This is a genomic window from Streptomyces thioluteus (assembly GCF_039535865.1).
This window is the reverse complement of the sequence record NZ_BAAAXZ010000075.1, coordinates 15,493-37,212: the sequence shown is the minus strand read 5'-3', so window position 1 is coordinate 37,212 and position 21,720 is coordinate 15,493. Positions and strand designations below refer to the sequence as shown.

Genomic DNA, 21,720 nt, shown 5'->3' with positions numbered 1-21,720 from the left:
ACGACGCGTTCTCCTCCTACGTGGCCGGGACGTTCGAGATCCCCGGCCGGGTGGACCTGCGCGCCCTGGAGTCCGCGCTCCTGCACGTCGTGCGCCGTCACGAAGTGCTGCGCTGCACCTTCGGGGAGCTGGCCGACGACGTCTCCTGCGGCCCCCTGGACCCGGACGCGGTCGGGCTCAGGATCGCCGAGGTGGGGCACATCGGCAGCCCGGCGCGCATCCGGTCGTACCTGCACGAGTTCTTCCGGGGGATCGACACGCTGTCCTGGCCGCTGATCGGCATGGGCGCCGTGGTCAGGGACGAGTCCACGACGGTGGTTCTTCTCCTGCGACCACCTCGTCTCCGACGGTCTGTCGACGCCGATCGCCGTGCACGACATCGCCACCGTCTACGCGGCGCTGGCCCGTGGCCGGCGGCCCGACCTGCCCGAGGTGGGCAGCTATCTCGGCTACAGCCGCGAACAGCGGCGGCGCTACCGCGAGATGGACGCCGACGACGGCCGGCTCGACCACTGGAAGGGGTTCATGGCGCGCAACGGCGACTTCTTCCCGCCGTTCCCGCTGGACCTCGGGCTCGAACCGGGCCGTCTGTACCCGACGGTCAACGAGCTGGACCCGCTGCTGTCCGCGGACGGGACCGAGGCGCTGGAGGCCCGCTGCCGCAAGGCGGAGGGCAGGCTGTTCATGGGGCTGCTGGCCGCCGTGGGGGTCTCCTTGCGAAAGGAGGGCGGGCCCGACGTCTACCGCGGGCTGATGCCCGTCAACGAACGCGGCCGCGGCTCCTACGCGCACACCATGGGCTGGTTCGTCAACACCATGCCCGTCGAGTTCTCCGTCGCCGAGGGGCAGGGGCTCGACGAGACCATGGCCGGCGTCTCGGCCGCGCTCGACGAGATGTGGCGCCACGTCGACGTGCCGTTCGTCAAGGCGTGGAGCCTGCTGGCGCCGGAGCACTTCTCCCTGCGCACCTGGCCGTTCGCAGTGAACTTCTTCTCCTACCTGGACTTCCGAAAGGTGCCGGGAGCGCGGCACCACACCCCCTGGCGGGCGCGCAAGCACATCTGGTCGTCACGGACCAACGGCATCTGCTTCTGGCTCCACCGCAACGACGCCGGGCTGCACATGAACGCCATCTACGCGGACACCCCCGAGGCGCGCCGCACCAAGGCCGCGCTCGGCCGCACCCTGGTGCGGACGCTGGAGAACATGGCGCACCACGGGACGTTCTGACGTGACGTCCCGCGCTGTATCGCAACGGATCGATCCGCGTCAAGCGATACGGGAGAAACCGGGGAAGTGAAGGGTGAACTCGGCCTCCCCGCCCGTCACTTCTGTTTCCATGGCCGCCGGGCCCCGGGACCGTCCCACCACGGGGGCCCGGAGAGGCCAGGTAGACCATGTCGGCACAGCACCCCCCGTCCCGCCGCCGAGTGCTCGGCGCCCTCGCCCTCGGGGCGGCGGCACTCGCCGGGGAGACCGTCGTCGGACCCGCTCCCCGCGCGGACGCCGCGGACCGGGCCCGCGACGGGGCGTACGCCCCCGCCCTCGTCATCGGCACCGGTTACGGCGCCGCCGTGACGGCGCTGCGCCTCGCGGAGGCCGGAGTCCGCACACTCATGCTGGAGACCGGGCAGTTATGGACGCGCCCGGGGCGGGACGGCAAGGTGTTCTGCGGGATGCTCACCCCCGACCGGCGGTCCACCTGGTTCCGCCGGCGCACGGCGGCGCCCATGGCGTCGTTCCTCTGGCTCGACGTGGTCAACCGGCCCGTCGAGCCGTACGCCGGGATCCTGGACCGCGTCGACTTCGGCTCGATGGCGGTGTACGCGGGCCGGGGCGTCGGCGGCGGCTCGCTGGTCAACGGCGGGATGGCGGTCACGCCCCGGCGGTCGTACTTCCGCGAGGTGCTGCCGCGGGTGGACGCCGAGGAGATGTACCGGCGGTACTTCCCCAGGGCCCGGGCCGGGCTCCGGGTCAACGGCGTCGACCGGGGCTGGTTCGAGGGGACCGAGTGGTACCGCTACTCCCGGGTCGCGCGGGAGGAGGCGGGCCGGGCCGGGCACGGCACGGTCTTCCTCGACAACATCTACGACTTCCGGTACATGCGCCGCGAGGCGGCCGGGAAGGCCCCGAAGTCCGCGCTGGCCGGCGAGTTGATCTACGGCAACAACCACGGCCGGATGTCCCTGGACAGGACCTACCTCGCCGCCGCGCTCGGCACCGGCCGCGTCACCGTCGCCGCGCTGCACCGGGCCGTGGCGATCCGGCCGCACGCCGGCGGCTACGTGGTGACCGTCGAGCGGTCGGACGCCTCCGGCCGGCCGCTCGGCACCAAGGAGATCGCCTGCCGCCAGCTGTTCCTCGGCGGCGGCAGCCTCGGCACCACCGAACTGCTGCTGCGGGCGCGGGAGACGGGCACCCTGCCCCGGCTCGGCCGGGAGATCGGCGAGGGCTGGGGCCCCAACGGCAACGTCATGACCGCGCGGGCGAACCTGCCGCACCACCCCACGGGCTGCCACCAGTCGACCGTCCCGGTCCTCGGCATCGACGCCTGGGACGACCCGCGGCACCCCGTCTTCGCGGAGGTGACCCCCCGTGCCGGCGGGCATCGAGACCTGGATCAGCCTCTACCTGGCGATCACCCGCAACCCCGAGCGCGGCACGTTCACCTACGACCGGGGCACGGGCCGGATGGGGCTGCGCTGGGACCGCGGGCAGAGCGCGCCCGCGGTCCGCTCGGCGCGGGCGTTCTTCGACCGGATGAACCGGGCCAACGGCACCGACTACCGCTACGACCTCTTCGGCCCCGAACCCCGGGCGTTCGCCGACGACTTCACCTACCACCCGCTCGGCGGCTGCGTCCTCGGCCGGGCCACCGACGACTACGGGCGGGTGAAGGGTACCGCAACCTGTACGTCACCGACGGCGCGCTGGTCCCCGGATCGCTCGGCGTCAACCCCTTCGTCACCATCACCGCCCTCGCGGAGCGCAACGTCGAACGCGTCCTGCGGCAGGACGTCCTGACCGGACGGACGTGAGGCCCGCGACGACGTGATGCCCGCCGCATCGTGCGTGAGGTGCGTGTGAGGCGGTGCTTCCCGGGGCACGGCTGATCAGGCCGTCACCGGATGTGGTGACCCCATCGGGAAGGAAACACCGCTCGTGAACGACAACCGAGGCACCGCCGACAACGGCCTGTGGATACGCCGGTTCCAGCCGCGTCCGGAGGCCGGTGTCCGGCTGGTCTGCCTGCCCCACGCGGGCGGCTCGGCCAGCTTCTTCTTCCCCATGGCGAAGGCGATGCCCGAGGGCGTCGACGTCCTGTGCGTCCAGTACCCCGGACGCCAGGACCGCCGCAGCGAGCCGCTCGTCGACAACATCCCCGACCTCGCCGACCAGGTGTACGCGGCCCTGCTGCCCTGGGCCGACCGGCCGCTCGCCTTCTTCGGCCACAGCATGGGCGCCACGCTCGCCTTCGAGGTGGCCCGGCGTCTGGAGCAGGAGAAGGACATCGTCCTGACCGCCCTGTTCGCCTCCGCCCGCAGGGCTCCGTCCATCGTGCGCGCCGAGAACGTCCACGAACGGGACGACGACGGCATCGTGCGCGAGATGCAGCGGTTGAGCGGCACGGATGCCGCGCTGCTCGGGGACGAGGAGATCCTGCGGATGATCCTGCCGGCGATCCGGGCCGATTACCGGGCGGCGGAGACGTATCGGTACGAGCCCGGGCCGGCGTTGCGGTGTCCGGTGGTCGGGTTGACGGGGGATGCGGATCCGAAGGTGGGGGTGGATGAGGTGGCGGCGTGGGGGCGGCATACGGAGGCGTCGTTCGAGGTGAAGGTGTATGCCGGGGGGCACTTCTATCTGACGGGGCATCAGGGGGCGGTGATCGAGGAGGTTGCGCGGCGCTTGCGCTGACGCGCGGGGGTTTTGCCCCCGGCCCGCCCTTTCGCCGTTTCCGGCAGGGGGCTGCGCCCCCGGAGCGCCCTGCGGGCTCCCCCAGAGGGGGTACCCCCGGTCCTCAAGCGCCGGACGGGCTGATTCAGCCCGTCCGGCGCTTGAGGACAATGCGGCGGAGCCGCATTGCGGGCCCCGGGGCTCCGCCCCGGAAGAAACGGTGAAAGGGCGGGCCGGGGGCAAAACCCCCTACGAGACGCGCACGCCGCCCGGCGAGCCGTCCATCCTCATGACGACCGTGACGACACGCCCCTTCGCATCCTTCGCCACCGCCGGCGTGAACCGGTGCGGAGCACCCCCCGCCTGCCAAGGCCCCGGCCGCCCGGAACCCTTCGAGACGCGGACCCGCCCCGCATCGTCCCGCGCGGCGAGCACGACCGTCCGGCCGTCCTGCGCCAGGGCCACCCGCCCGTACCCGCCGATCTCGGCGCACTCGGAGGTCACCCGCCACTTCCCGTTCTCCGGGCGGTCCGCGACGATCACCCGGGCCGTGCCGGGCTGGCGCATGGCGAGCCGGACGCCCCCGCCGGAGAGGGGGGCGAGCGACAGCGGGCCGCTCGCGGTGGGCAGCCGGGTCGCGCCGGCCGGCTGGGGCGGCTCGCCGTCGGACTCGGAGACCCAGTGGTGGACGGTCTTCGTGTCGGCGGCGACGACGTGGAGGCGGCCCTTGTCGTCGAGGACGGCGTCCATTCCGTCCAGCACGCTCACCGGCTCGTTCTCGACGGACAGCCGCTCCCAGTCGGTCCAGTCCCGGCCGCCCTCGCCGGTGCGGAACAGCAGGTTGCCCGCCCAGTCGCGGACGAGGACGTACACCTTGCCGTCCTTGTCGGCGACGGCCAGCGGGTGGCCGACCTCCATCGACCGCTCCGGGTCGGCCTCGGGGGAGCCGAGGGACTCCCAGCCGCCGAAGGCGGGGGTGCCGCCGCGGGGGGTCCGGCCGGTCTGCCGGGCGGTGACGACGTCCCGCCGGTGGTCCTTGCCCCGCGCCGGCAGCTGGGTGCGCACGGAGAACAGCTGGAGCGTGCCGTCGGAGTGCCGCAGGACCTGCACCTGGCCCTCCAGCATCGAGCCGCCGACGCGCACCGGGCGGGACCAGGTGCCACTGGCCGGCCGGGTCTCCGTCCAGCAGTGCACCGCGCCGTCGAGGAGGGCGAAGGCCGCGAGCCGCCCGTCGGGCAGCGGCTGCACCCAGCGCTGGGTGCCCGGCGCCCGGTGCCGGCAGTTGTTGGACCAGCGGACGTCCTTGGAGCGCTTGCCGACCTTGCGGTCGCCGCACCCCGCCGCGTCGCCGCAGTCCTTGCCGTCGGCCCAGCCGTAGGTGTCGAGGATCTTCACCTTGTGCCGGGTGGTGGCCGCGTCGAGGTTCGAGGGCAGCAGGGAGACCTCGTAGCCGACGAAGCTCTCGACCGCCGTGGGACGCGCGTGCCCGCGACCCCAGTACTCGGCGAGCGCGGCCTGGGCGAAGTAGGCGGAGGTGGTGTGGTCCTGGTGGTCGTAATGGGATATACCGGCCAATTCGGGCGCCACTCCCGGGAACTGCTGCTGGACCGCCCGGTGCGTGGGGCTGGGGTCCAGCGTGCGCACGACCGTGGGCCGGTAGCGTTCGAAGACGGCCACGAGCGAGTCGATGACCTGCTGCCGGGTGTAGAGGAAGGTGCGCTTGACCGGGCTGTGCGCCGGGACGAGCGTCGTCAGCCTCGGCGTGGCCCCCAGCCACAGCCCGCGCAGGCTCTCCTTGCGCGGGACGCGGATGAACCGGGCCTCCACCAGCTCCATGAAGATCAACTTGACCTGGGGTGCCGCCTTCAGGGTCTGCAGCTCGACCTGGAAGCCGGGCAGCAGGGTCAGCGTCTCCACCTTCCAGGGGCTGAGCCAGTCGCCCGTCGCCATCTGGGCCGTCGCCTCGCGCAGGCCGTTGATGCGCGCCCGGACGAACTCCGGCCGCCGCTCGGGCAGTTTGGGATAGCCGGGTGTGTTGGCGAGCGCGTTGCGGCCGTCCGACTCGCCGCCGGTGAGGCACACCGTGATGGTCGGGGCGCCGCTGCGGATGGACTGCTCCAGCTCCGGGTTCATGAAGTACAGGGAGTCGTCCGGGTGCGCGATGACGTGCACGAACGACTGGTTCGTGACCGCCTTCGCGGGCTGTGCCGGGAACTCCTGTCCATGTCCCCCGTGGGCCGCCCCGGGCGCCAGCCACTGCCAGGCGCCGACCGTACCGGTCCCCGCGACCAGACCGGCGCACGCGACCTGGAGCACCCGGCGGCGTGGAAGCTGTGATATTCGCCCCGGCACAGGGGTCTCCCATCTCCCGCGCGCGAAGCGCGGTAGAGCAAACGCGGACATGCTGGACAAAACCGATTCAACCCCCCTTAGTTGACCGTAAGATCTTACGACTCACGACGCGCGGTTTTCCCTCTGTCATGTAACAGCCGTGCCTCGGCGAGCCGTAGATTGCGATGCGATCGGGCAACGCGAGGCTCAACGGTGCTCGTGGGACGCCTGCGAGGTCATGGGGTCACCGAGGGGCGCGGTCGTTGAGAATCCTCTGAAAGAGGTAGTGGTCCCGCCAGGCACCGTCGATGTGCAGATACCGCGGAGCGGTCCCGATCCGCTCGAACCCGCACTTCTCCAGCACGCGCTGGGAGGGGGTGTTGGACGTGACCGTCCCCGCCTCGATCCGATGCAGCCCCAGTTCCTGCCCGGCCAGTTGGCACGCCGCCTCCACCGCGGCGGTGCCCAGCCCGCGGCCGGCGCGCGCGGCGGCCACCCAGTAGCCGAGTTGGGCGCTGTGGAAGGCGCCCCGCACCACGTTGTTGAGGTTGACGATGCCGACGATCCCTTCGTCCCCGGCGTCCAGTACCCAGGGCATCACCCGACCCGCGTCCCGCAGTTCGAGCAGCTCGGCCAGCCGGGCCGCCTGCCCCTCCGGCGTGCGGAAGGCGTCGCGCCCCCGGGGCTCCCAGGGACGCAGGTGGTCGCGGTTGGTCTCGTACGCCGCGGCCAGGGCGGCCGCGTCGGCGAGGGCCACGGGGCGCAGGGCGACGCCATGGGCGACGGTGCGGGGTTCGATGATCATCCCCGTAGCCTAGGGCGGCCCGCGGACCGCGGCGAACAGGCGTCCGCCCGGCCCACCCCCTACCCCGGTATGACCCGCAGTTCGGCACCACGGTGTGACGTTCCGCGGGACACCGCGTCCTTACCTTCCTCCCCGTTCGCCGCAGCAGGCGGTCACCGAACAGGACGAGGGGGAGACACTCCATGCGCCGCTTCAAGCGCACGCTGGCCGCCGTCGCGCTCACGACGACCGTGATCACCGGGACCGCGGGGTGGGCCACCGCCCACCAGCAGACCGCCGTCACCGGACCGCCGGCCGGCACCGCGGCGTGGCGCGCGGACCACTCCCTGCACCGTGCCCTGCCCGACCCGGCCACCGCCGCGCCGACGGAGGTCGCCCGCTTCTTCGCCGCCCTCCCCGAGGCCGCCCGGCAGCGGCTGGCGGCACGTCACCCGCTGGTCGTCGGGAACCTGGACGGTGCGCCGCCGGCCCTGCGGTACGCGGCCAACCGGCGCGCGCTGACCGACGGGCGCGCGGTGCAGCGGGCCCGGGCCGCCGACGCGTCGCTGCCCTCGTACGAGCGCGAGCGGGCGCGCGAACTCGCCGACCGCTACGGCGAGCTGCTCGCCCCCGGCCGGCAGATCCTCGCCTTCGACCCGCGCGGCCGCGGCCAGCTCGCCGAGGTGTACGGGGACCTCGCCGCCGCGCGGCGCACCGCCGTCGTCGTCCCGGGCTCCGACATCGACCTCTCCTCCTTCGACCGCGACCGGGACCCGTACGGCACCCCGGCCGGCATGGCGAAGTCGCTGCGCGCCGAGATGCGCCGCCAGGACCCCCGCACCCCCACCGCCGTCATCGCCTGGGCCGGCTACACCACCCCCGTCGGCGTCGGCCTCGACGCGGCCACCGGCCGGCTGGCCGAGGCCGGAGCGCCCCGCCTCGAACGCTTCCTCACCGGTCTCGCCGCCTCCGGCGCCGCGGCGCCCGCCGTCTTCTGCCACAGCTACGGCTCGGTCGTCTGCGGGCTGGCCGCGCACGCCCTGCCCGCCCGTGACCTCGTCGTGCTCGGCAGCCCCGGCGTGCACGCCGACTCGGCCGCGGAGCTGGGCACCGCGGCGCACGTCTGGGCCACCCGTCGCAACGGCGCGGACTGGATAGGCAACGTCCCCAACGTCGAGCTCCTCGGGCTGGGCCACGGCACCGATCCCACCTCGGCGGAGTTCGGCGCCCGCCCCGTGCCCTCGGACGGCGCCCACGGCCACACCGGCTACTTCGCCCCCGGCACCGCCTCGCTGCGCAACTTCGCGCGGATCGCGCTGGGCGCGTACGCGGCCGTGCGATGACGGATCGCCAAGAGTTCTTCGCGAAAACCTCTTTGCGAAGAACTCTTGGCGTTCTAGGGTGCCGTCATGAGCGAAGAAGACGAACGGACCGGAGCGACCCGGGGGTTGGCGCCCGATCCCGAGACGGACGTGGTGCTGGACGCCCGCGGGCTGCGCGCGCTCGCCCACCCCGTGCGCGTCCAAGTGGTCGGCCTGCTGCGGACGTACGGGCCCTCGACCGCCACCCGGCTCGCCGAACGGATGGGCGTCGGCTCCGGCGTGACCAGCTACCACCTGCGGCAACTCGCCGCCGCCGGCTTCGTCGAGGAGGACGGTGGGCGTGGCAACGCCCGCGAGCGCTGGTGGCGGGCGGCCCACGAGGCGACCTGGTTCAACGACAAGGACCTCGCCGACGCGGAGCCCGAGGCCACCGCCGCCTACCGGGCGTCCGTGGCGAGCCTGCACGCCCTGCGCACCCAACTCGCCCTCGGCCAGGCCCCGTCGATGTCCAAGGCGTGGCGCGACCGCCTGGAGATGAGCGACTGGTGGCTGTGCCTGACCCCCGAGGAGACGGAGCGGCTGGCGGGGGAGCTGCGGGCGGTCATGGCGCGCTACTGGCGGCCGGACGCCTCGGACGTGCTCGAGGGCGCCGAACCCGTACGGGTTGTCATGCACCTGCTCCCCGAGCCCGGGACCGCCCCGGAACCGGGGGAGTCGTGACCCTCACGGACACCTGCCGGGAGGCGCCGGCGCGCACCCTGCGGCCGCTGGCCGCGGTGCTCTCGTCCCTGGCCGTCGCCCTGACCGCCACCCGCGTCTCGGCTGTCGCCCTGCCCTGGTTCGTCCTGGTCACCACCGGGAGCGCCACCCTGACCGGGCTGGTCGCCTTCTGCGAAATGGCCCCGTACGTCCTGGTCAAGGCATTGACCGGGCCGCTCGTGGACCGCGTCGGGTCACGCGTCGTCTGCTGGACCGCCGACGCGCTGAGCGCGGCCGCCGCGGGGCTCGTCCCGCTCTGCCACGCCCTGGGGATACTGCACTTCTGGCTGCTGCTCCCGCTCGTCGCCGTCATCGGTGCGGTGCGCGGGCCCGGCGACCTGGCCCGGGACGTCATGGTTCCGGAGGCCGCCGAGCGCGGCGGCGTCCCCCTGGAACGGGCCACCGGGCTCGCCGGTGTCGTCGAGCAACTCGCCGCGACGGTGGGGCCCGCGGCGGGCGGGGCGCTGGTGGCCGTCGTGGGGCCGCTCCCGGCCCTGGTCGTCAACGCGGCCTGTTTCGCGCTCGGTTCGCTGGCGATCGTGCTGCTGCCGCCGAGGGGGGACCGGGCGGGCCGCGGCGCCCGCCGCCACGGAGCAGGGCTACCGGCGCCGGCTGGCCGAGGGGTTCGCGTTCCTGCGCGGTGACCCGCTGCTCCTGACGATCACGCTCGTCGTCGGCGTCGGGAACTTCCTGCAGGCGGGCTTCGGCCAGGTCCTCATCCCCGTCTGGGCCCGGGAATCGGGCGCCGGCCCGGCGGCCGCCGGACTGGTCAACGGCCTCTTCGGGGCGGCGGCGATCGGCAGCGGGATCCTCGCGGCGGCCGTCGCCCACCGGCTGCGCCGGCGCCCGGTCTTCTTCGCCGGCTACCTGCTCGCCGAGATGCCCCGTTTCCTGGTCCTCGCCCTGGACGCGCCCTTGTGGGCGGTGGCCGTGGTGTTCGCGGCGGGCGGCTGCGGCGCGGGCTTCCTCAACCCGATCCTGGGGGCGGTCTCCTTCGAGCGGGTGCCGCGGGAAATGCTGGGCCGGGTGCGGTCGTTGAGCGGCGCCCTGGCCTGGGCCGGGATCCCCTTCGGGGGGCTCGCGGCCGGAGCGGCGGTGGGCGCGGCCGGGCTCGGGGCGACGCTGACCGGAGCGGGGGTCGCGCACGGGGCGCTGGTGGGCGTGGGCGGGCTGAGGAAGGAGTGGGCCGAGATGGAGCGGGGCGGCGGCCGGCGCGCTGAGCCGCCGTGCGCCACTCGTCCCCGGTCGCGCTACTCCTCCCCGGCCTCGATGTCGGCCAGGCATTCCAGGACGGCCCGCTCGCGCGGGTCGTCGAGCGACGCGTAGATCTCCAGGGCGCGTCGCAGCGTCCGCCGGGCCTGCCCGGTAAGGCCCCGTGCCCGGTAGCCGATGCCCCAACTGGTGCAGGCGTGGGCGGTTCCGGCGCGCATGCCGTGCGTTCATGGAGGTCGAGTGCCGTCCGGTAGCACGTCTCGGCCTGCCGGTGGTCGCCCGTCTCCCGGTGGGCGGTGGGCGATCAGCGTCCAGGTCGACGCCTGGAGCCACAACGAGCTGTGCGCACGGTGGAGTTCCTCCGCCCGGTACAACGGGCCGACGGCCTGCTCGGGCCTGCCGAGCGCGAGCCGCAGCTCGCCGAGTACGCTGGAGGGCCAGGCCCGTGGACCACGCGCGTCGCCGCGCCCGTCGCGAGGTCCACCGCGCGGGCCGCGTGATCGGCGGCCTCCGCGCCACGGCGGCGGTGCAGGCAGGAGATCGTGTACGCGACCAGCGCCGCGCTCTCGCCGACCGCGTCGCCCGCCGTGGCGAACCGTTCGACCGTCCGCCGGTAGTGCTCGCCGGCCCGTTCGTGGTCCCGTGCCCCGGCCGGGCCGCGGCCAGGACGCTCTCGGCACAGGCCTCCGCGAGCGGCCCGCCGCCCTCCGCCGCCGCACGGGCACGGTCCCGATGGTCAGCAGATCGCCGTGGTGATGGCGCAGATACAGGAACGGCCACAGGGCGTACGGCAGTTGCCACGTCACCGGGCTGCCGGCCGTGCGGGCGGCCTCGACGCACGCCTTCAGGTTCGCCCTCTCGCCCTCGCACCACTCCAGTGCCTCCGCGAGCGAGGCGAACCGCAGCGGCACGCACCGCGCGGGCACGTCCACGGTCTCCACCCGGTGCCGGCCCCCGGCCCAGCAGCACGTCCGCCACCGACTCGGCCGAGTGCAGGTACCAGGCGAGCACCCGGGCGGTGCAGGCTGCCAGCTCCTCCCGGGACTCGTCGGCCCCGGGCGCACTCGCGCGCGTAGTCGCGCAGGAGGTCGTGCATCCGGTACCGGCCGGGCCGCACCTCCATCACGAGGTTCGCGGCCCGCAGTTCGCCGAGCAGCCGGCCGGACCGCGCGGCCTCCACGCCCACGGACGGCCCCGCGCGGCCGCCACGCCCATCTCGGCCGCCGGTGCAGCGCCAGCAGCCGAACGCCCGCGCACTGGTCGGGCGGGAGCGCCCGTAGGACCAGGCGACACGAACGCCACCGGCGGTTGCCCGCTCTCCCCGGGCACGCCAGGAGGTCCTAGTCCGTGCGCCGGTGGTGTCCGGTCCCCGGCCGGCGCGGCGTGAACGGATCCCCCCACTCCGCCAGGTGCTCGGCCGCGATCCGCAGGGCGAGCGGGAGGCAGCCGCAGTACCGCGCGACGGCCGACAGCGTCGCCGCCGCGTCGTCCGGTGAGCCGGGCCGGAGGGCCGCCGCCCGGACCCCCGGCGCTGTCCGCCCGCCGAGCGCACTCCGCAGGAACCCCACCGCCTCGTCGACCGGCCAGCGGTTCCAGGGCGATGCGCAGGGCGCCGTGCCGTACGCTCAGGGCGGTCAGCCGCCGTCGGCCCGTGACAATGACCAGGCTTCCGCCGACGGCCGGCAGCAGCGGTGCCACCTGGGCGGCACCGGTGGCGTCGTCGAGCACCACGATCACCCGGCGCTCCGCCAGCATGCTGCGGACCAGGGCCATCCGCTCGACGGGATCCCCCGGGACGTTCTGCGGCAGCTGCCCCAGGGCGTGGAGCAGCCCGGTCGCCACGTCCTCCGGTGCCACCCGGTTCCCGGACGGACCGTGCGCGCCCAGGTCGGCGAAGAGCGCCCCTTCGGGCCATGAACGGGCCAGGCCTCCGGCGAGCGCGACGGCGAACGTCGTCTTGCCGACGCCGCCCATCCCGTCCACCGCGATCACGGCCGGACCGGAGTGCCCGGCGAGGAACGCCTCCGCGTGCTCGACCTCCGCCTCCCGTCCCCACATCCGTCCCACGGCGGGCAACTGGGCCGGGACCGGGCTCCCGGTGCGGGCCTTCCCGGGGACCGCCGGGGCCGGGTCCGCGGCCCGCGGCCGGTCGCGCGCGAGCCGGGCCAGGTCGTCACCGGAGTCCAGGGCCCGGTCGCAGCGTTCGGCCAGTTCCGGGGTGAGGGGGCGCAGGCCGTTCTCGACCCGGCTCAAGTAGCTCTTGCTGTAGTGGACTTGCAGGGAGAGCCGGGCCAGCGACCAGCCGCGCCGGATGCGCAGGGAACGAAGATGCTCGCCGATCGACACCGTGCGTCCCCCATGCCCTCATGAACCAGGGCTTCACCCTGCGCAGTCGGGAACACCGTACCTGCAGGTCCTCCGTCCCCCGCGCCCGGCGCCGGGCCGTTGCCAACGCCGTTGGCAACGGCCGGCAACGGTCCACCGGCCCTCTCCGTACGTCAACGGCGTTACCGTCGAGGCGTTCAGGATCAAGGAACGGGGGCTGCCCGGTACACCCCAGTGCCACCCTCAAGCCGCGGCAGCCCCGGCTCCCTTGCCGCCACCGGCGAAGACCTACCGGTCCCCGACCCGTCGCAGCTTGAGGACGTGGTCCGTCCGGAGCCCGGACCGGCCCTCCGGGCCGGAGACCTCACGGCGGAGGGAGTCGCGGACCACGACCCGCCAGTCCGGTGAGGGCGCGCCGACCGCGTCCAGCACCTCCTCCGGCGAGAGGAACCGCATCGCCGGATCCGTCTCCACCCACTCCGGCAGCCCCGCGTGTCCCACCACCAGCAGCACCCCTCCGGGCGCCACCGCCCCCGCCGCCGCCCGGAGGATGCGCTCGGTCGGCAACTCCACGGGGGAGTGCAGGAATTGGGTGGAGACGAGGTCGTAGGCGCCGGCGGGGAAGGAGCGGCTCAGGTCCTCCTGACGCCAGTCGACCCGGTCGGCGACGCCGGACGCCGCGGCGTGGGCCGCGGCCCGGCCGAGGGCGGTGGGCGAGACGTCGACGGCGGTGACCCGCCAGCCGCGGCGCGCCAGCCACACCGCGTCGGCGCCCTCGCCGCAGCCGAGGTCGAGGGCGGTGCCGGCGGTGAGCCCGGTGGTCTCGCGGACCAGCAGAGGATTGGGCTCGCCGCTCCAGACGCGTGCGTCGCGGCGGTAGAAGTCCTCCCAGAAGGCGCGGGTCGCGGGGCAGTGGCGTTCGTGGTTCATGGGGGCCGTCCTTGCGGTGGTGCGTGCTGCCGATGACGAAGGGCAGTGCGTGCTGCCGATGACGGAGGGGCATGCTGGGGCCGTCGCGGAGCGCCGGCCAAAATCCATTGCGGCAACGGCAAGTCGGGGCCAGAGCGCTCCGTACAGTGGTTATAAGCAATCGTTCTGGCATCCATCTTGACCAGCTCTTGGACTTATGGGAGCCGCGCGAGCATCGTGGTGCCATGGAGACCAGCGCACAGACACTCACCGGCCTGACGGGACCGGTGCTCCGCCCCGGCGACCCCGGCTTCGAGGAGGAGCTCGTCGGCTACCAGACCGCCTACACCCACCGCCCGTCCGTGGTCGTCGGCGCGGCCGACGCCGAGGACGTGCGGCGGGCCGTGGCGCACGCGGCCGCCGAGGACCTCCCGGTCGGCGTCCAACTGACCGGGCACGGGCTGTCGGTGGCCGCCGACGGCGGGGTGCTCGTCAGCACCCGGCGGATGACGGACGTGCACGTGGACCCGGAGGCGCGTACCGCCCGGGTCGCCGCCGGCGCGCGCTGGGGCCACGTGATCGACGCGGCCGGCCCGCACGGCCTGGCCCCGCTGAGCGGTTCGACACCCACCATCGGCGCGGTCGGCTACACCCTCGGCGGCGGACTCGGCCTGCTCGCCCGGCAGTACGGCTACGCCGCCGACCACGTGCGCTCGCTGGAGGTCGTCACCGCCGATGGCCGGCTGCGCGAAGTCGGCCCGGGCGACGAGCTGTACGGGGCCCTGCTGGGCGGCGGCGGCAACTTCGGCATCGTGACCGCGCTGGTGGTGGACCTCTTCCCGGTGCCCGCGCTCTACGGCGGGCAGCTCGTCTTCGACACCCCGCTCGTCGCCGAGTCCCTGGAGACGTGGCGCCGTTGGACCGCCGGCGTGCCCGAGGAGATGACCTCCTCCGTCACGCTGATCCCCTTCCCGGACATCCCGCAGCTGCCCGAATTCCTCCGCGGCCGCTACGTCGCCTCCTTCCGCATCGCCTACAACGGCCCCGCCGAGGAGGGCGAGCGCCTGGTCGCGCCGCTGCGCGGGATCGGCCCGCGCCTGGACGACACCCTGCGCGTGCTCCCGTACACCGAGTCCGGCGCCATCCACGACGAACCCGAGGAGCCCAACGCCTACGCCGGCACCAGCGCGTTCCTCGACGAGCTGCCGTCCGAGGCGCTGAAGGCCCTGCTGGAGGCCGTCGGCCCGGACTCCCCGGTGCCGGCCTTCACCGAGATCCGCCACCTGGGCGGGGCGCTGCGCCGGGGCGCCGAGGGGATCACCGTGGACCACCGCGGGGCGGACTTCCTCGTGGCCGCCGTCTCCGGCTACTTCCCGGGCGTCGGCCCGGACGAGGTCCGCGCCCGGCACGGCCTGCTGCGCGAGGCCCTCGCCCCCTGGACCGTCGGACACAGCCTCAACTTCCTCTACGGCGACGGCGGGCACGCCGACGAGACCCAGGTCCGGGCCGGATACGAGGCCGGCACCTACGAGCGGCTCGCCGCCCTCAAGGCCACCTACGACCCGCGGAACATCTTCCGCCTCAACCGCAACGTGCGTCCGGCATAACGAACCGTCAGTTCCGTTTCGGCCACCCCCTGCCGCGGCGCGACGGCACCTGGTAACTTCTGCGAAGTTGATCATCCGTACGCCGAACGGACGTCCGGCATTCAACGGATCACCCCGCACAGTTCATCATTTGCCAAAGGATGCGTCTTGCTCCGTGACCGGCTCAGCCGTTTGAACCGATTTGCCCGCCATGCGACGGCGACCGCCGTCGTCCTCGCCGTCCTGCCCGCCGGTCAGGCATTCGCCGACGGCGCGTCCTCGGCCACGCCGCACCTCGACGCGGTCGAGCGGACGCTGCGTCAGGTCTCGCCCGGCCTGGAGGGCGAGGTCTGGCAGCGCACCGAGGGCAACAAGCTGGACGCCTCGGCGGCCGACGCCTCCGACTGGCTGCTGCAGACGCCCGGTTGCTGGGGTGACGACAAGTGCGCCGAGCGCCCGGGGACGAAGCGGCTGCTGGCGAAGATGACCGAGAACATCTCGGCGGCGCGGCGCACCGTGGACATCTCCACGCTGGCGCCCTTCCCCGACGGCGCGTTCCAGGACGCGATAGCCGCCGGCCTGAAGGCCTCGGTCGAGGCCGGCAACAAGCCGAAGGTCCGCGTCCTGGTCGGCGCCGCGCCGGTCTACCACATCAACGTACGCCCCGGCGCCTACGTCGACGACCTGCGCAAGCGGCTGGGCAGGGCGGCCGGGTCCGTCACGCTCACCGCGGCGTCGATGACGACCTCCAAGACGGCGTTCTCCTGGAACCACTCCAAGCTGCTCGTGGTGGACGGCCGTTCGGCCATCACCGGCGGCATCAACAACTGGAAGGGCGACTACCTCGACACCGCCCACCCGGTCTCGGACGTCGACCTGGCCCTGACCGGCCCCGCCGCCTCCTCGGCCGGCCGCTACCTCGACGCCCTGTGGGGCTGGACCTGCAAGAACAAGGGCAACATCGCCAGCGTGTGGTTCGCGGCCTCCGACGGGGCGTCCTGCATGCCGGACCTGGAGAAGCAGGCCAACCCGGAGCCCGCGGGGCCGACGGGGAACGTGCCGGTCATCGCCGTGGGCGGACTCGGCGTCGGCATCCGGGACAAGGACGCCGCCTCGAAGTTCGACCCGAAGCTGCCGACCGCCACGGACACCAAGTGCGTCGTCGGCGTGCACGACAACACCAACGCCGACCGCGACTACGACACGGTCAACCCCGAGGAGAGCGCTCTGCGCGAGCTGGTGCGCAGCGCGGACAAACACGTCGAGATCTCGCAGCAGGACCTCAACGCGACCTGCCCGCCGCTCCCGAAGTACGACGTCCGGCTGTACGACACCCTGGCGCAGAAGCTCGCCTCCGGAGTGAAGGTCCGCATCGTCGTCAGCGACCCGGAGAACCGGGGCACGGTCGGCAGCGGCGGCTACTCGCAGATCAAGTCCCTCTCGGAGATCAGCGACGTGCTCCGGTCCCGTCTCGCCAAGGTCGTCGGTGACGACGGCAAGGCCAAGTCGGCGATGTGCTCCAACCTCCAGCTCGCGAGCTTCCGCAGCTCGAAGAGCGCCAAGTGGGCCGACGGACACGCCTATCCGCTGCACCACAAGCTGGTGTCGGTGGACGGCTCGGCGTTCTACGTCGGGTCGAAGAACCTCTACCCGTCCTGGCTCCAGGACTTCGGCTACATCGTCGAGAGCCCGGAGGCGGCCGCGCAGCTGAAGGACAAGCTGCTCGACCCGGAGTGGGAGTTCTCGAAGGCGACGGCCACGGTCGACCACGAGCGGGGCGTCTGCTCGCTCTGATCCCCCGGCCACGGCCCGAAGCGGCACCCCTTCCCCAGGGGTGCCGCTTCCGCCTTTCCCCACAAGGGAGTTCGGGTGTCGAACGGCTCGGCGCGGGATTCCCTCACCCGTTCGTGAAGCGATTTCCCGACCCGTGTGCGGGGGTGCGACCATGCGCTGGCCCGTCCCGACACACGAGCAACTCTGGAGACTTCATGGACCGAAGTGGGGGAAGCGCGGCCCGTCGCCGGTGTGCGGCGCTGACCGCGTCCGCCGCGGCTCTGGCCCTCGCACTCCCGGCCGGTGCCGAGGCCGCCGCCGGGCCTCCGGGGATCGCCGCCAGGGGCGCCTACCTGCTCGACAGCGGTGCGAACAAGACGCTGTGGGGCAAGGACGCCGACGTCGCCCGGCCGATCGCCAGCACCACCAAGATCATGACCGCCGTCGTGGCGCTCGACGGCCGCCCCTCCGGCCTGGACAAGCAGGTCACCGTCAAGCAGTCCTACCGCGACTATGTGACGCGCCACGGGGCGAGCACCGCCGACCTGCGCACCGGCGACCGGCTCACCGTCCGGCAGCTCCTCTACGCGCTGATGCTGCCGTCCGGTTGCGATGCCGCCTACGCGCTGGCGGACGCGTTGGGCAGCGGCGGCAGCGAGGCCGAGCGGACGAAGTCGTTCGTCGCGCGGATGAACCGCGAGGCGGCCCGGCTGGGGATGCGCAACACCCGCTTCGACTCCTTCGACGGCATCACCAGCGGCGGCAACCACTCCACCCCCCGCGACCTGGCGAAGCTCGCCCGGCACGCCCTCGGCAACAGCACGCTCGTCACCGTCACCAAGGCGATGAGCACCCAGCAGAAGGCGCAGAACGTCAACCGCCGCTACACCTGGTACAACACCAACAAACTGCTCGGCTCCTACGACGGCGTCTTCGGCGTCAAGACCGGATCGACCAGCGCCTCGGGTCCCTGCCTGGTCTTCGCCGCCCGGCGAGGCGGCCGCACCGTCGTCGGCGTGCTCCTCAACGACGCGCCGAACCGCTACCCCGACGCGGCGAAGATGCTCGACTACGCCTACCACACGCACACCCGCTTCAAGGCGCGCCAACTGCCCGCCGCGGCGCACGAGGACTGAGCGGGACGGCGGTCCGGCGCCCGGGCCGGACCGCCTCAGCGCTCCCCGCCGGTGCGGGGCGACGGCACCGGCGGCCTGTGCACCGGGTATTCGACCGGGTGGCAGTAGTCGAGCCCGGTCAGCGGCTCGTCGGCGAGGAACTTCAGCAGCAGGTCGATCAGTTCCACCGGACGCTCCAGGTGGACGAGGTGGTCCGCGTCCTTGAACATCGCGAACCGGGCGTCGGCGTACCGGGCGGACGCCTCGCGGCTCAGCGCCGGCGTCGTCAGCGGGTCGTGCTCACCGGTGGCCACCAGCACCGGGATCCGTACCACCGGCCCGCCGGACGGCACGGTGTGGTCGAGCAACCGCCGGGTGTTCTCCCGGTACTTGAGCTTCCCGTCGGCGGTCATCTCGTTGAGGGCGCGGGTGAGGCAGCGGATGACCGTGTCCCGCCGGGCCACGGTCACGTGCGGGGCGCGGCAGATCATGGTGTCGAGGATCTGGTCCACGAACTCCGCGTGGCTGCCCCGTTCCAGCATGCGGAGGGTGAGCTCCACGCGGGCCCGGAGGTGGTCGGTCAGCCGTGCCATGGTCCCCACCAGCACCAGCCGTTCGGCGCGGTCCGGGTGGCGGCGCCACCCACTCGTGGGCCACGGCGCTCCCGTAGGACGCGCCCATCATGTTGACCGCGTGCGGCGCGGTCCTCGCCAGCAGCTGGTCGAGCGCACCGCAGAGGAAGTCGATGCCGTAGCGGGCGGGGAGGCGGTCCGCCGCGCCCCAGCCCGGGAGATCGACGGTGATCACGCTCGTCGCCTCCAGGAGCATCCGTTCCAGCCGGCCCCAGGCGCCCCGGTGCTGGAACGCGCCGCCGACGAGGACGATCGGGGCCAGCCGCGCGTCCGGCCGGTGAACGATCCGGCCGCTGTAGGAGAAACCGCCGTAGGTGAGCGGAATGACCTCTTCCGAGAGGGTCGTGGACGTCATCAGAAGTGGTCTCCGTTTCACGGTGAGTGCCGTCACCAGTGAAACGACAGGCGGCGGCGGGACGTTACTGCACGCGGCGGCCGGAGGCCCGCCCGCGGGACGGTCACGGGGCCAGCGCGCGGATCTCCTCGCGGAGGAGAACGGAGAGCCGTCCGGCCAGCGCCCGGTGGGCGTGATCCGTCACCACCGCCAGCGTGGCCGCACCCGTCACATCCCGCACCATGCTCACCACCAAGGGGTGGCCGGGGCTGAGCGCGGGCAGCAGGGACAGACCGGTCAGGGCGGCGGACCCCAGGGTCCGCGGGCCCCCCGCGGTCCGCGAGGCTGCTGCACAGCACCGACGAGTACAGCGGCGAGTCCACGTACCGGCCGAGGACCTCGGTCAGGGGCCCGCGGCGCCCGGCCATCCCGGCCACCGCGCGCGCCTGGGCCAGGGCGCGCTCGTGCAGCGCCACGCGACGGGTGAAACGGTCCACGGCGGCCAGGCGCCGGCCGGGCCGGCCGCGCACCGGGAGCGGGACGCGGACGGTGGAGTAGTGGTTGCCGAGCAGCGCCGCGTCCTCGTCCGGGCGGACGTCGACGGGCACCATCGCGCAGACGCCGGGCAGGAACGGCAGCCGCCCGGCAGCGCCCGCGCCGCGCAGGGCCCCGGCCGTGGCCGCCAGGAACACCGCGTTGGCGGAGGCCCGCCCCGAGGGCAGCGCGTCCCGGGCGGCGGCCAGTTCCTCCGCGCTCACCCCGCTCCAGGCGACGGCCCGCCGGGAGTCCACCGGCCCGTGGAAGGGGAGGGGGCGGCCGCCGGGGAGGACGTCCCGGAGACCCGGCCCCCGGCCGGGCGGGGCCTGGCTTCCCGCCCGTTGCGCGGGCAGCGCGGGCGGCGGCCCGTCGAGCAGATCCTGGACGAGCGTGAGGAGCGACCTGCGTCGAGGAGAGCGTGGTGGGCACGGAGGAGGAGGGCGAATCCGCCGTCCGGCGCGGGCAGTACGTGCAGGTGCCAGGGCGGGCGCGGGGGGCCGAAGGGGCGGGCGATGAGGTGTGCGGTGTGTTCCTCGAGGGAGGCCTGACGGGCCGGGGTGCTCACGTGGTGCGCGGGGTCGAAGGGAGGCCCGGGAATCCACCGGAGTTCGGTGCCGGAGCTGATCCGGAGCCGCTCGTGCCGCGCCCAGCGGTGCGCGACGCGGTCGCGGAGGGCGTCGAGGGCGGGCGGCTCTCCGCCGAACCGGGCGATGAGCCCGAAGGTCATGCAGAGGGCTCCGCCGGCCTGATGGCTGTGCAGCCAGGCGTCCAGAGGGGACATGGGGGTCGGTGGCATCATCTTCCTCCTCGGGCCGGTTCAGCCCGTCCGGCGCTTGAGGACTTCGCCCGAAGGGCGAATAGGGTCCGGGGTCTCCCCGGGAAACGGTGAAAGGGCGGGGCCGGGGCACAACCCCCGCGGCGCAAGCGCCGCGTCACGGCTCCATCGCCGCCACCGCCCGCGCCACCGCCCCCGCCCGTCCTCCCGGGCCAGCCGCCCTGCCACCAGTCCGCCGCCCGCTCCGCGAAGCGTCGTTCGCCCGTCGCGCGCAGCAGCGCCGCCGCCAGCCGCTCCGCGGTGAGCGAGGCGTGCGGCAGCACACCGGGGCTCACCCCGAGCCGTACCAGCCGGGCCGCCCACCACGGCTGGTCGGTGAGGAGCGGCACCGGCAACCGCGGGTACACCCGCCCGCAGCCCGGCCGCCGTCGTCCCGGCACCCGCGTGGTGCACGACCGCCGCCGTGCGCGGCAGCAGCCAGCCGTGCGGGAGGGCCCCGACGGTGATCACGTCGTCGCCGGTCACGGACAGCCCGGCCCACCCCGCCTGGACGACGCCCCGCAGCCCCGCCCGGCGCAGCGCGCGTGCCGTCAGGTCGCCCAGCCGGTCGGGGTCCTCCGGCATCATGCTGCCGAAGCCGACGAACACCGGCGGGGGCCCGGCCGCGAGGAAGTCGCTGACCAGGGAGGGGGGTTGCCAGGACGGGCACTCGTGCGGCCACCAGTAGCCGGCCACCCGCAGCCCGGGCCGCCAGTCGGGCGGCCGGGGCACGACGGTGCGGCTGTAGCCGTGCCAGATGGGCCAGCGGCTCTTCTCCCGTTCCCGGCGCAGCAGATGGACGCCGCGGTGGCGGATGCCGAGGCGTGCGTGCAGCCGCCGGTTGGCGGCCGAATAGAGGGCGTCGGTCAGGGCGTTGACCGTGCGGGCGCGCAGCCGGTTGCCGTACCCGGGCGGCTGCCAGGGCAGCACGCAGGGCGGGAACGCCGAGGTGGGGGCGTCGGGTTGGAGGAAGACGCCCATGCTGCGCACCCGGTGGTACCGGGCGATGACCCGGCCGAGGGGCGCGACGATGGTGGACAGCAGGACGAGGTCGGCCTTGGGGTCGACGGCGGTGAGCAGCCCGTCCACGAGCCGGACGGCGGCCCGTTCGGTGGCGCGGGCGATCTCGTGGAGGGCACGGGGCGAACGCCCGGCGTTCCGGAAGCGGTTGTGCGCGGAGATGAGCTCCTCGAACGGGTCGGCCTCCAGCGGCCGGGTCCGCAGCCCGCAGCAGGTGACCGTGTCGGCGAACTTGGCGTGGGTGACGATCTCCACGTCGTGCCCCTCGGCGGCCAGCCGGTGGCCGAGGCCGGTGTAGGGGGCGACGGAGCCCGTGGTGCCCGCGGTGATGATGTCGATGCGCATGTCCCGGCCTTCCCAGTCCCAGTCG

General features: G+C 73.8%; 17 protein-coding genes and 4 pseudogenes. 10 read left to right on the top strand and 11 right to left on the bottom strand.

The features are described from left to right. Positions 1 to 97 precede the first annotated feature (97 nt). The gene (locus tag ABD794_RS09745; RefSeq protein ID WP_344962413.1) at positions 98 to 310 is read right to left on the bottom strand and encodes a hypothetical protein; all 213 of its coding nucleotides are present in this window, start codon (positions 308 to 310) and stop codon (positions 98 to 100) included. 14 nt (positions 311 to 324) lie between these two features. Here ABD794_RS09745 and ABD794_RS09740 point away from each other — a divergent pair. From ABD794_RS09740 to ABD794_RS09730, 3 genes and pseudogenes are all read left to right on the top strand, one after another. Next, positions 325 to 1,230, top strand: a pseudogene (locus ABD794_RS09740) (condensation domain-containing protein); the annotation flags it as partial. Positions 1,231 to 1,397: 167 nt separating this feature from the next. Beyond that, positions 1,398 to 3,038, top strand: a pseudogene (locus tag ABD794_RS09735) (GMC oxidoreductase). A gap of 124 nt (positions 3,039 to 3,162) precedes the next feature. Beyond that, complete coding sequence (locus tag ABD794_RS09730) at positions 3,163 to 3,918, top strand: thioesterase II family protein (RefSeq protein WP_344962411.1); 756 nt, start codon at positions 3,163 to 3,165, stop codon at positions 3,916 to 3,918. A gap of 228 nt (positions 3,919 to 4,146) precedes the next feature. On the opposite strand, the gene ABD794_RS09725 is transcribed toward ABD794_RS09730, so the two are convergent. Next, positions 4,147 to 6,213 (bottom strand): PIG-L family deacetylase, encoded by a 2,067-nt coding sequence (locus tag ABD794_RS09725; protein ID WP_344962409.1) that lies wholly within the window; start codon positions 6,211 to 6,213, stop codon positions 4,147 to 4,149. Between the two features lie 259 nt (positions 6,214 to 6,472). Then, a complete protein-coding gene (locus tag ABD794_RS09720; RefSeq protein ID WP_344962407.1) occupies positions 6,473 to 7,033 on the bottom strand; it encodes a GNAT family N-acetyltransferase in 561 nt (186 codons plus the stop codon). Between the two features lie 182 nt (positions 7,034 to 7,215). Here ABD794_RS09720 and ABD794_RS09715 point away from each other — a divergent pair, with 182 nt between their 5' ends. The 3 genes and pseudogenes from ABD794_RS09715 to ABD794_RS09705 all read left to right on the top strand — a co-directional run bounded on the left by ABD794_RS09715 (position 7,216) and on the right by ABD794_RS09705 (position 10,419). Next, positions 7,216 to 8,355, top strand: a complete 1,140-nt coding sequence (locus tag ABD794_RS09715; protein ID WP_344962405.1) for an alpha/beta hydrolase — start codon at positions 7,216 to 7,218, stop codon at positions 8,353 to 8,355. Between the two features lie 66 nt (positions 8,356 to 8,421). Continuing rightward, complete coding sequence (locus tag ABD794_RS09710) at positions 8,422 to 9,054, top strand: helix-turn-helix domain-containing protein (protein WP_344962403.1); 633 nt, start codon at positions 8,422 to 8,424, stop codon at positions 9,052 to 9,054. Next, positions 9,051 to 10,419 (top strand): annotated as a pseudogene (locus tag ABD794_RS09705) (MFS transporter). The gene ABD794_RS09710 and the pseudogene ABD794_RS09705 overlap by 4 nt, the downstream one beginning before the upstream one ends. Here the strand turns inward: ABD794_RS09705 and ABD794_RS09700 are convergent. Next, on the bottom strand, positions 10,344 to 10,523 hold the full coding sequence (locus ABD794_RS09700; protein WP_344962401.1) for a hypothetical protein: 180 nt from the start codon (positions 10,521 to 10,523) through the stop codon (positions 10,344 to 10,346). The pseudogene ABD794_RS09705 and the gene ABD794_RS09700 overlap by 76 nt on opposite strands. A 78-nt stretch (positions 10,524 to 10,601) precedes the next feature. On the opposite strand from ABD794_RS09700, the gene ABD794_RS09695 reads away from it, so the two are divergent. Then, the gene (locus tag ABD794_RS09695) at positions 10,602 to 10,805 is read left to right on the top strand and encodes a hypothetical protein (protein ID WP_344962399.1); all 204 of its coding nucleotides are present in this window, start codon (positions 10,602 to 10,604) and stop codon (positions 10,803 to 10,805) included. Positions 10,806 to 11,427: 622 nt separating this feature from the next. Here the strand turns inward: ABD794_RS09695 and ABD794_RS09690 are convergent. Together ABD794_RS09690 and ABD794_RS09685 are read right to left on the bottom strand one after the other, a co-directional pair. Next, positions 11,428 to 12,651, bottom strand: a complete 1,224-nt coding sequence (locus ABD794_RS09690) for a helix-turn-helix domain-containing protein (protein WP_344962396.1) — start codon at positions 12,649 to 12,651, stop codon at positions 11,428 to 11,430. A gap of 267 nt (positions 12,652 to 12,918) precedes the next feature. Further along, the gene (locus ABD794_RS09685; RefSeq protein ID WP_344962394.1) at positions 12,919 to 13,560 is read right to left on the bottom strand and encodes a class I SAM-dependent methyltransferase; all 642 of its coding nucleotides are present in this window, start codon (positions 13,558 to 13,560) and stop codon (positions 12,919 to 12,921) included. Between the two features lie 188 nt (positions 13,561 to 13,748). On the opposite strand from ABD794_RS09685, the gene ABD794_RS09680 reads away from it, so the two are divergent. The 3 genes from ABD794_RS09680 to ABD794_RS09670 all read left to right on the top strand — a co-directional run bounded on the left by ABD794_RS09680 (position 13,749) and on the right by ABD794_RS09670 (position 18,034). Continuing rightward, entirely contained in the window at positions 13,749 to 15,146 is a 1,398-nt protein-coding gene (locus ABD794_RS09680) for an FAD-binding oxidoreductase (protein WP_344962392.1), read from the top strand. 171 nt (positions 15,147 to 15,317) lie between these two features. Continuing rightward, entirely contained in the window at positions 15,318 to 16,919 is a 1,602-nt protein-coding gene (locus ABD794_RS09675; protein ID WP_344962390.1) for a phospholipase D-like domain-containing protein, read from the top strand. Between the two features lie 194 nt (positions 16,920 to 17,113). After that, positions 17,114 to 18,034, top strand: a complete 921-nt coding sequence (locus tag ABD794_RS09670) for a D-alanyl-D-alanine carboxypeptidase family protein (RefSeq protein ID WP_344962388.1) — start codon at positions 17,114 to 17,116, stop codon at positions 18,032 to 18,034. A 35-nt stretch (positions 18,035 to 18,069) separates the two neighbouring features. Here the strand turns inward: ABD794_RS09670 and ABD794_RS09665 are convergent, their stop codons facing one another. From ABD794_RS09665 to ABD794_RS09650, 5 genes and pseudogenes are all read right to left on the bottom strand, one after another. Continuing rightward, positions 18,070 to 18,606 (bottom strand): alpha/beta fold hydrolase, encoded by a 537-nt coding sequence (locus ABD794_RS09665; RefSeq protein WP_344962386.1) that lies wholly within the window; start codon positions 18,604 to 18,606, stop codon positions 18,070 to 18,072. Between the two features lie 103 nt (positions 18,607 to 18,709). Next, positions 18,710 to 18,841 (bottom strand): annotated as a pseudogene (locus ABD794_RS18795) (alpha/beta fold hydrolase); the annotation flags it as partial. 191 nt (positions 18,842 to 19,032) lie between these two features. Beyond that, on the bottom strand, positions 19,033 to 19,770 hold the full coding sequence (locus tag ABD794_RS09660) for a hypothetical protein (RefSeq protein ID WP_344962384.1): 738 nt from the start codon (positions 19,768 to 19,770) through the stop codon (positions 19,033 to 19,035). Then, a complete protein-coding gene (locus tag ABD794_RS09655) occupies positions 19,734 to 20,297 on the bottom strand; it encodes a wax ester/triacylglycerol synthase domain-containing protein (RefSeq protein ID WP_344962382.1) in 564 nt (187 codons plus the stop codon). Before ABD794_RS09655 ends, ABD794_RS09660 begins: the two co-directional genes overlap by 37 nt. 36 nt (positions 20,298 to 20,333) lie before the next feature. Beyond that, on the bottom strand, positions 20,334 to 21,695 hold the full coding sequence (locus tag ABD794_RS09650; protein WP_344962380.1) for a glycosyltransferase: 1,362 nt from the start codon (positions 21,693 to 21,695) through the stop codon (positions 20,334 to 20,336). Positions 21,696 to 21,720 lie beyond the last annotated feature (25 nt).

What these genes read in the sequence shown, in the direction of transcription:
- ABD794_RS09720 (WP_344962407.1), bottom strand. Translation starts at nt 7,033, where the DNA reads ATGATCATCGAACCCCGCACCGTCGCCCATGGCGTCGCCCTGCGCCCC.
- ABD794_RS09715 (WP_344962405.1), top strand. Translation starts at nt 7,216, where the DNA reads ATGCGCCGCTTCAAGCGCACGCTGGCCGCCGTCGCGCTCACGACGACC.
- ABD794_RS09710 (WP_344962403.1), top strand. Translation starts at nt 8,422, where the DNA reads ATGAGCGAAGAAGACGAACGGACCGGAGCGACCCGGGGGTTGGCGCCC.
- ABD794_RS09700 (WP_344962401.1), bottom strand. Translation starts at nt 10,523, where the DNA reads ATGCGCGCCGGAACCGCCCACGCCTGCACCAGTTGGGGCATCGGCTAC.
- ABD794_RS09685 (WP_344962394.1), bottom strand. Translation starts at nt 13,560, where the DNA reads ATGAACCACGAACGCCACTGCCCCGCGACCCGCGCCTTCTGGGAGGAC.
- ABD794_RS09670 (WP_344962388.1), top strand. Translation starts at nt 17,114, where the DNA reads ATGGACCGAAGTGGGGGAAGCGCGGCCCGTCGCCGGTGTGCGGCGCTG.
- ABD794_RS09665 (WP_344962386.1), bottom strand. Translation starts at nt 18,606, where the DNA reads ATGGCACGGCTGACCGACCACCTCCGGGCCCGCGTGGAGCTCACCCTC.
- ABD794_RS09655 (WP_344962382.1), bottom strand. Translation starts at nt 20,297, where the DNA reads ATGTCCCCTCTGGACGCCTGGCTGCACAGCCATCAGGCCGGCGGAGCC.
- ABD794_RS09650 (WP_344962380.1), bottom strand. Translation starts at nt 21,695, where the DNA reads ATGCGCATCGACATCATCACCGCGGGCACCACGGGCTCCGTCGCCCCC.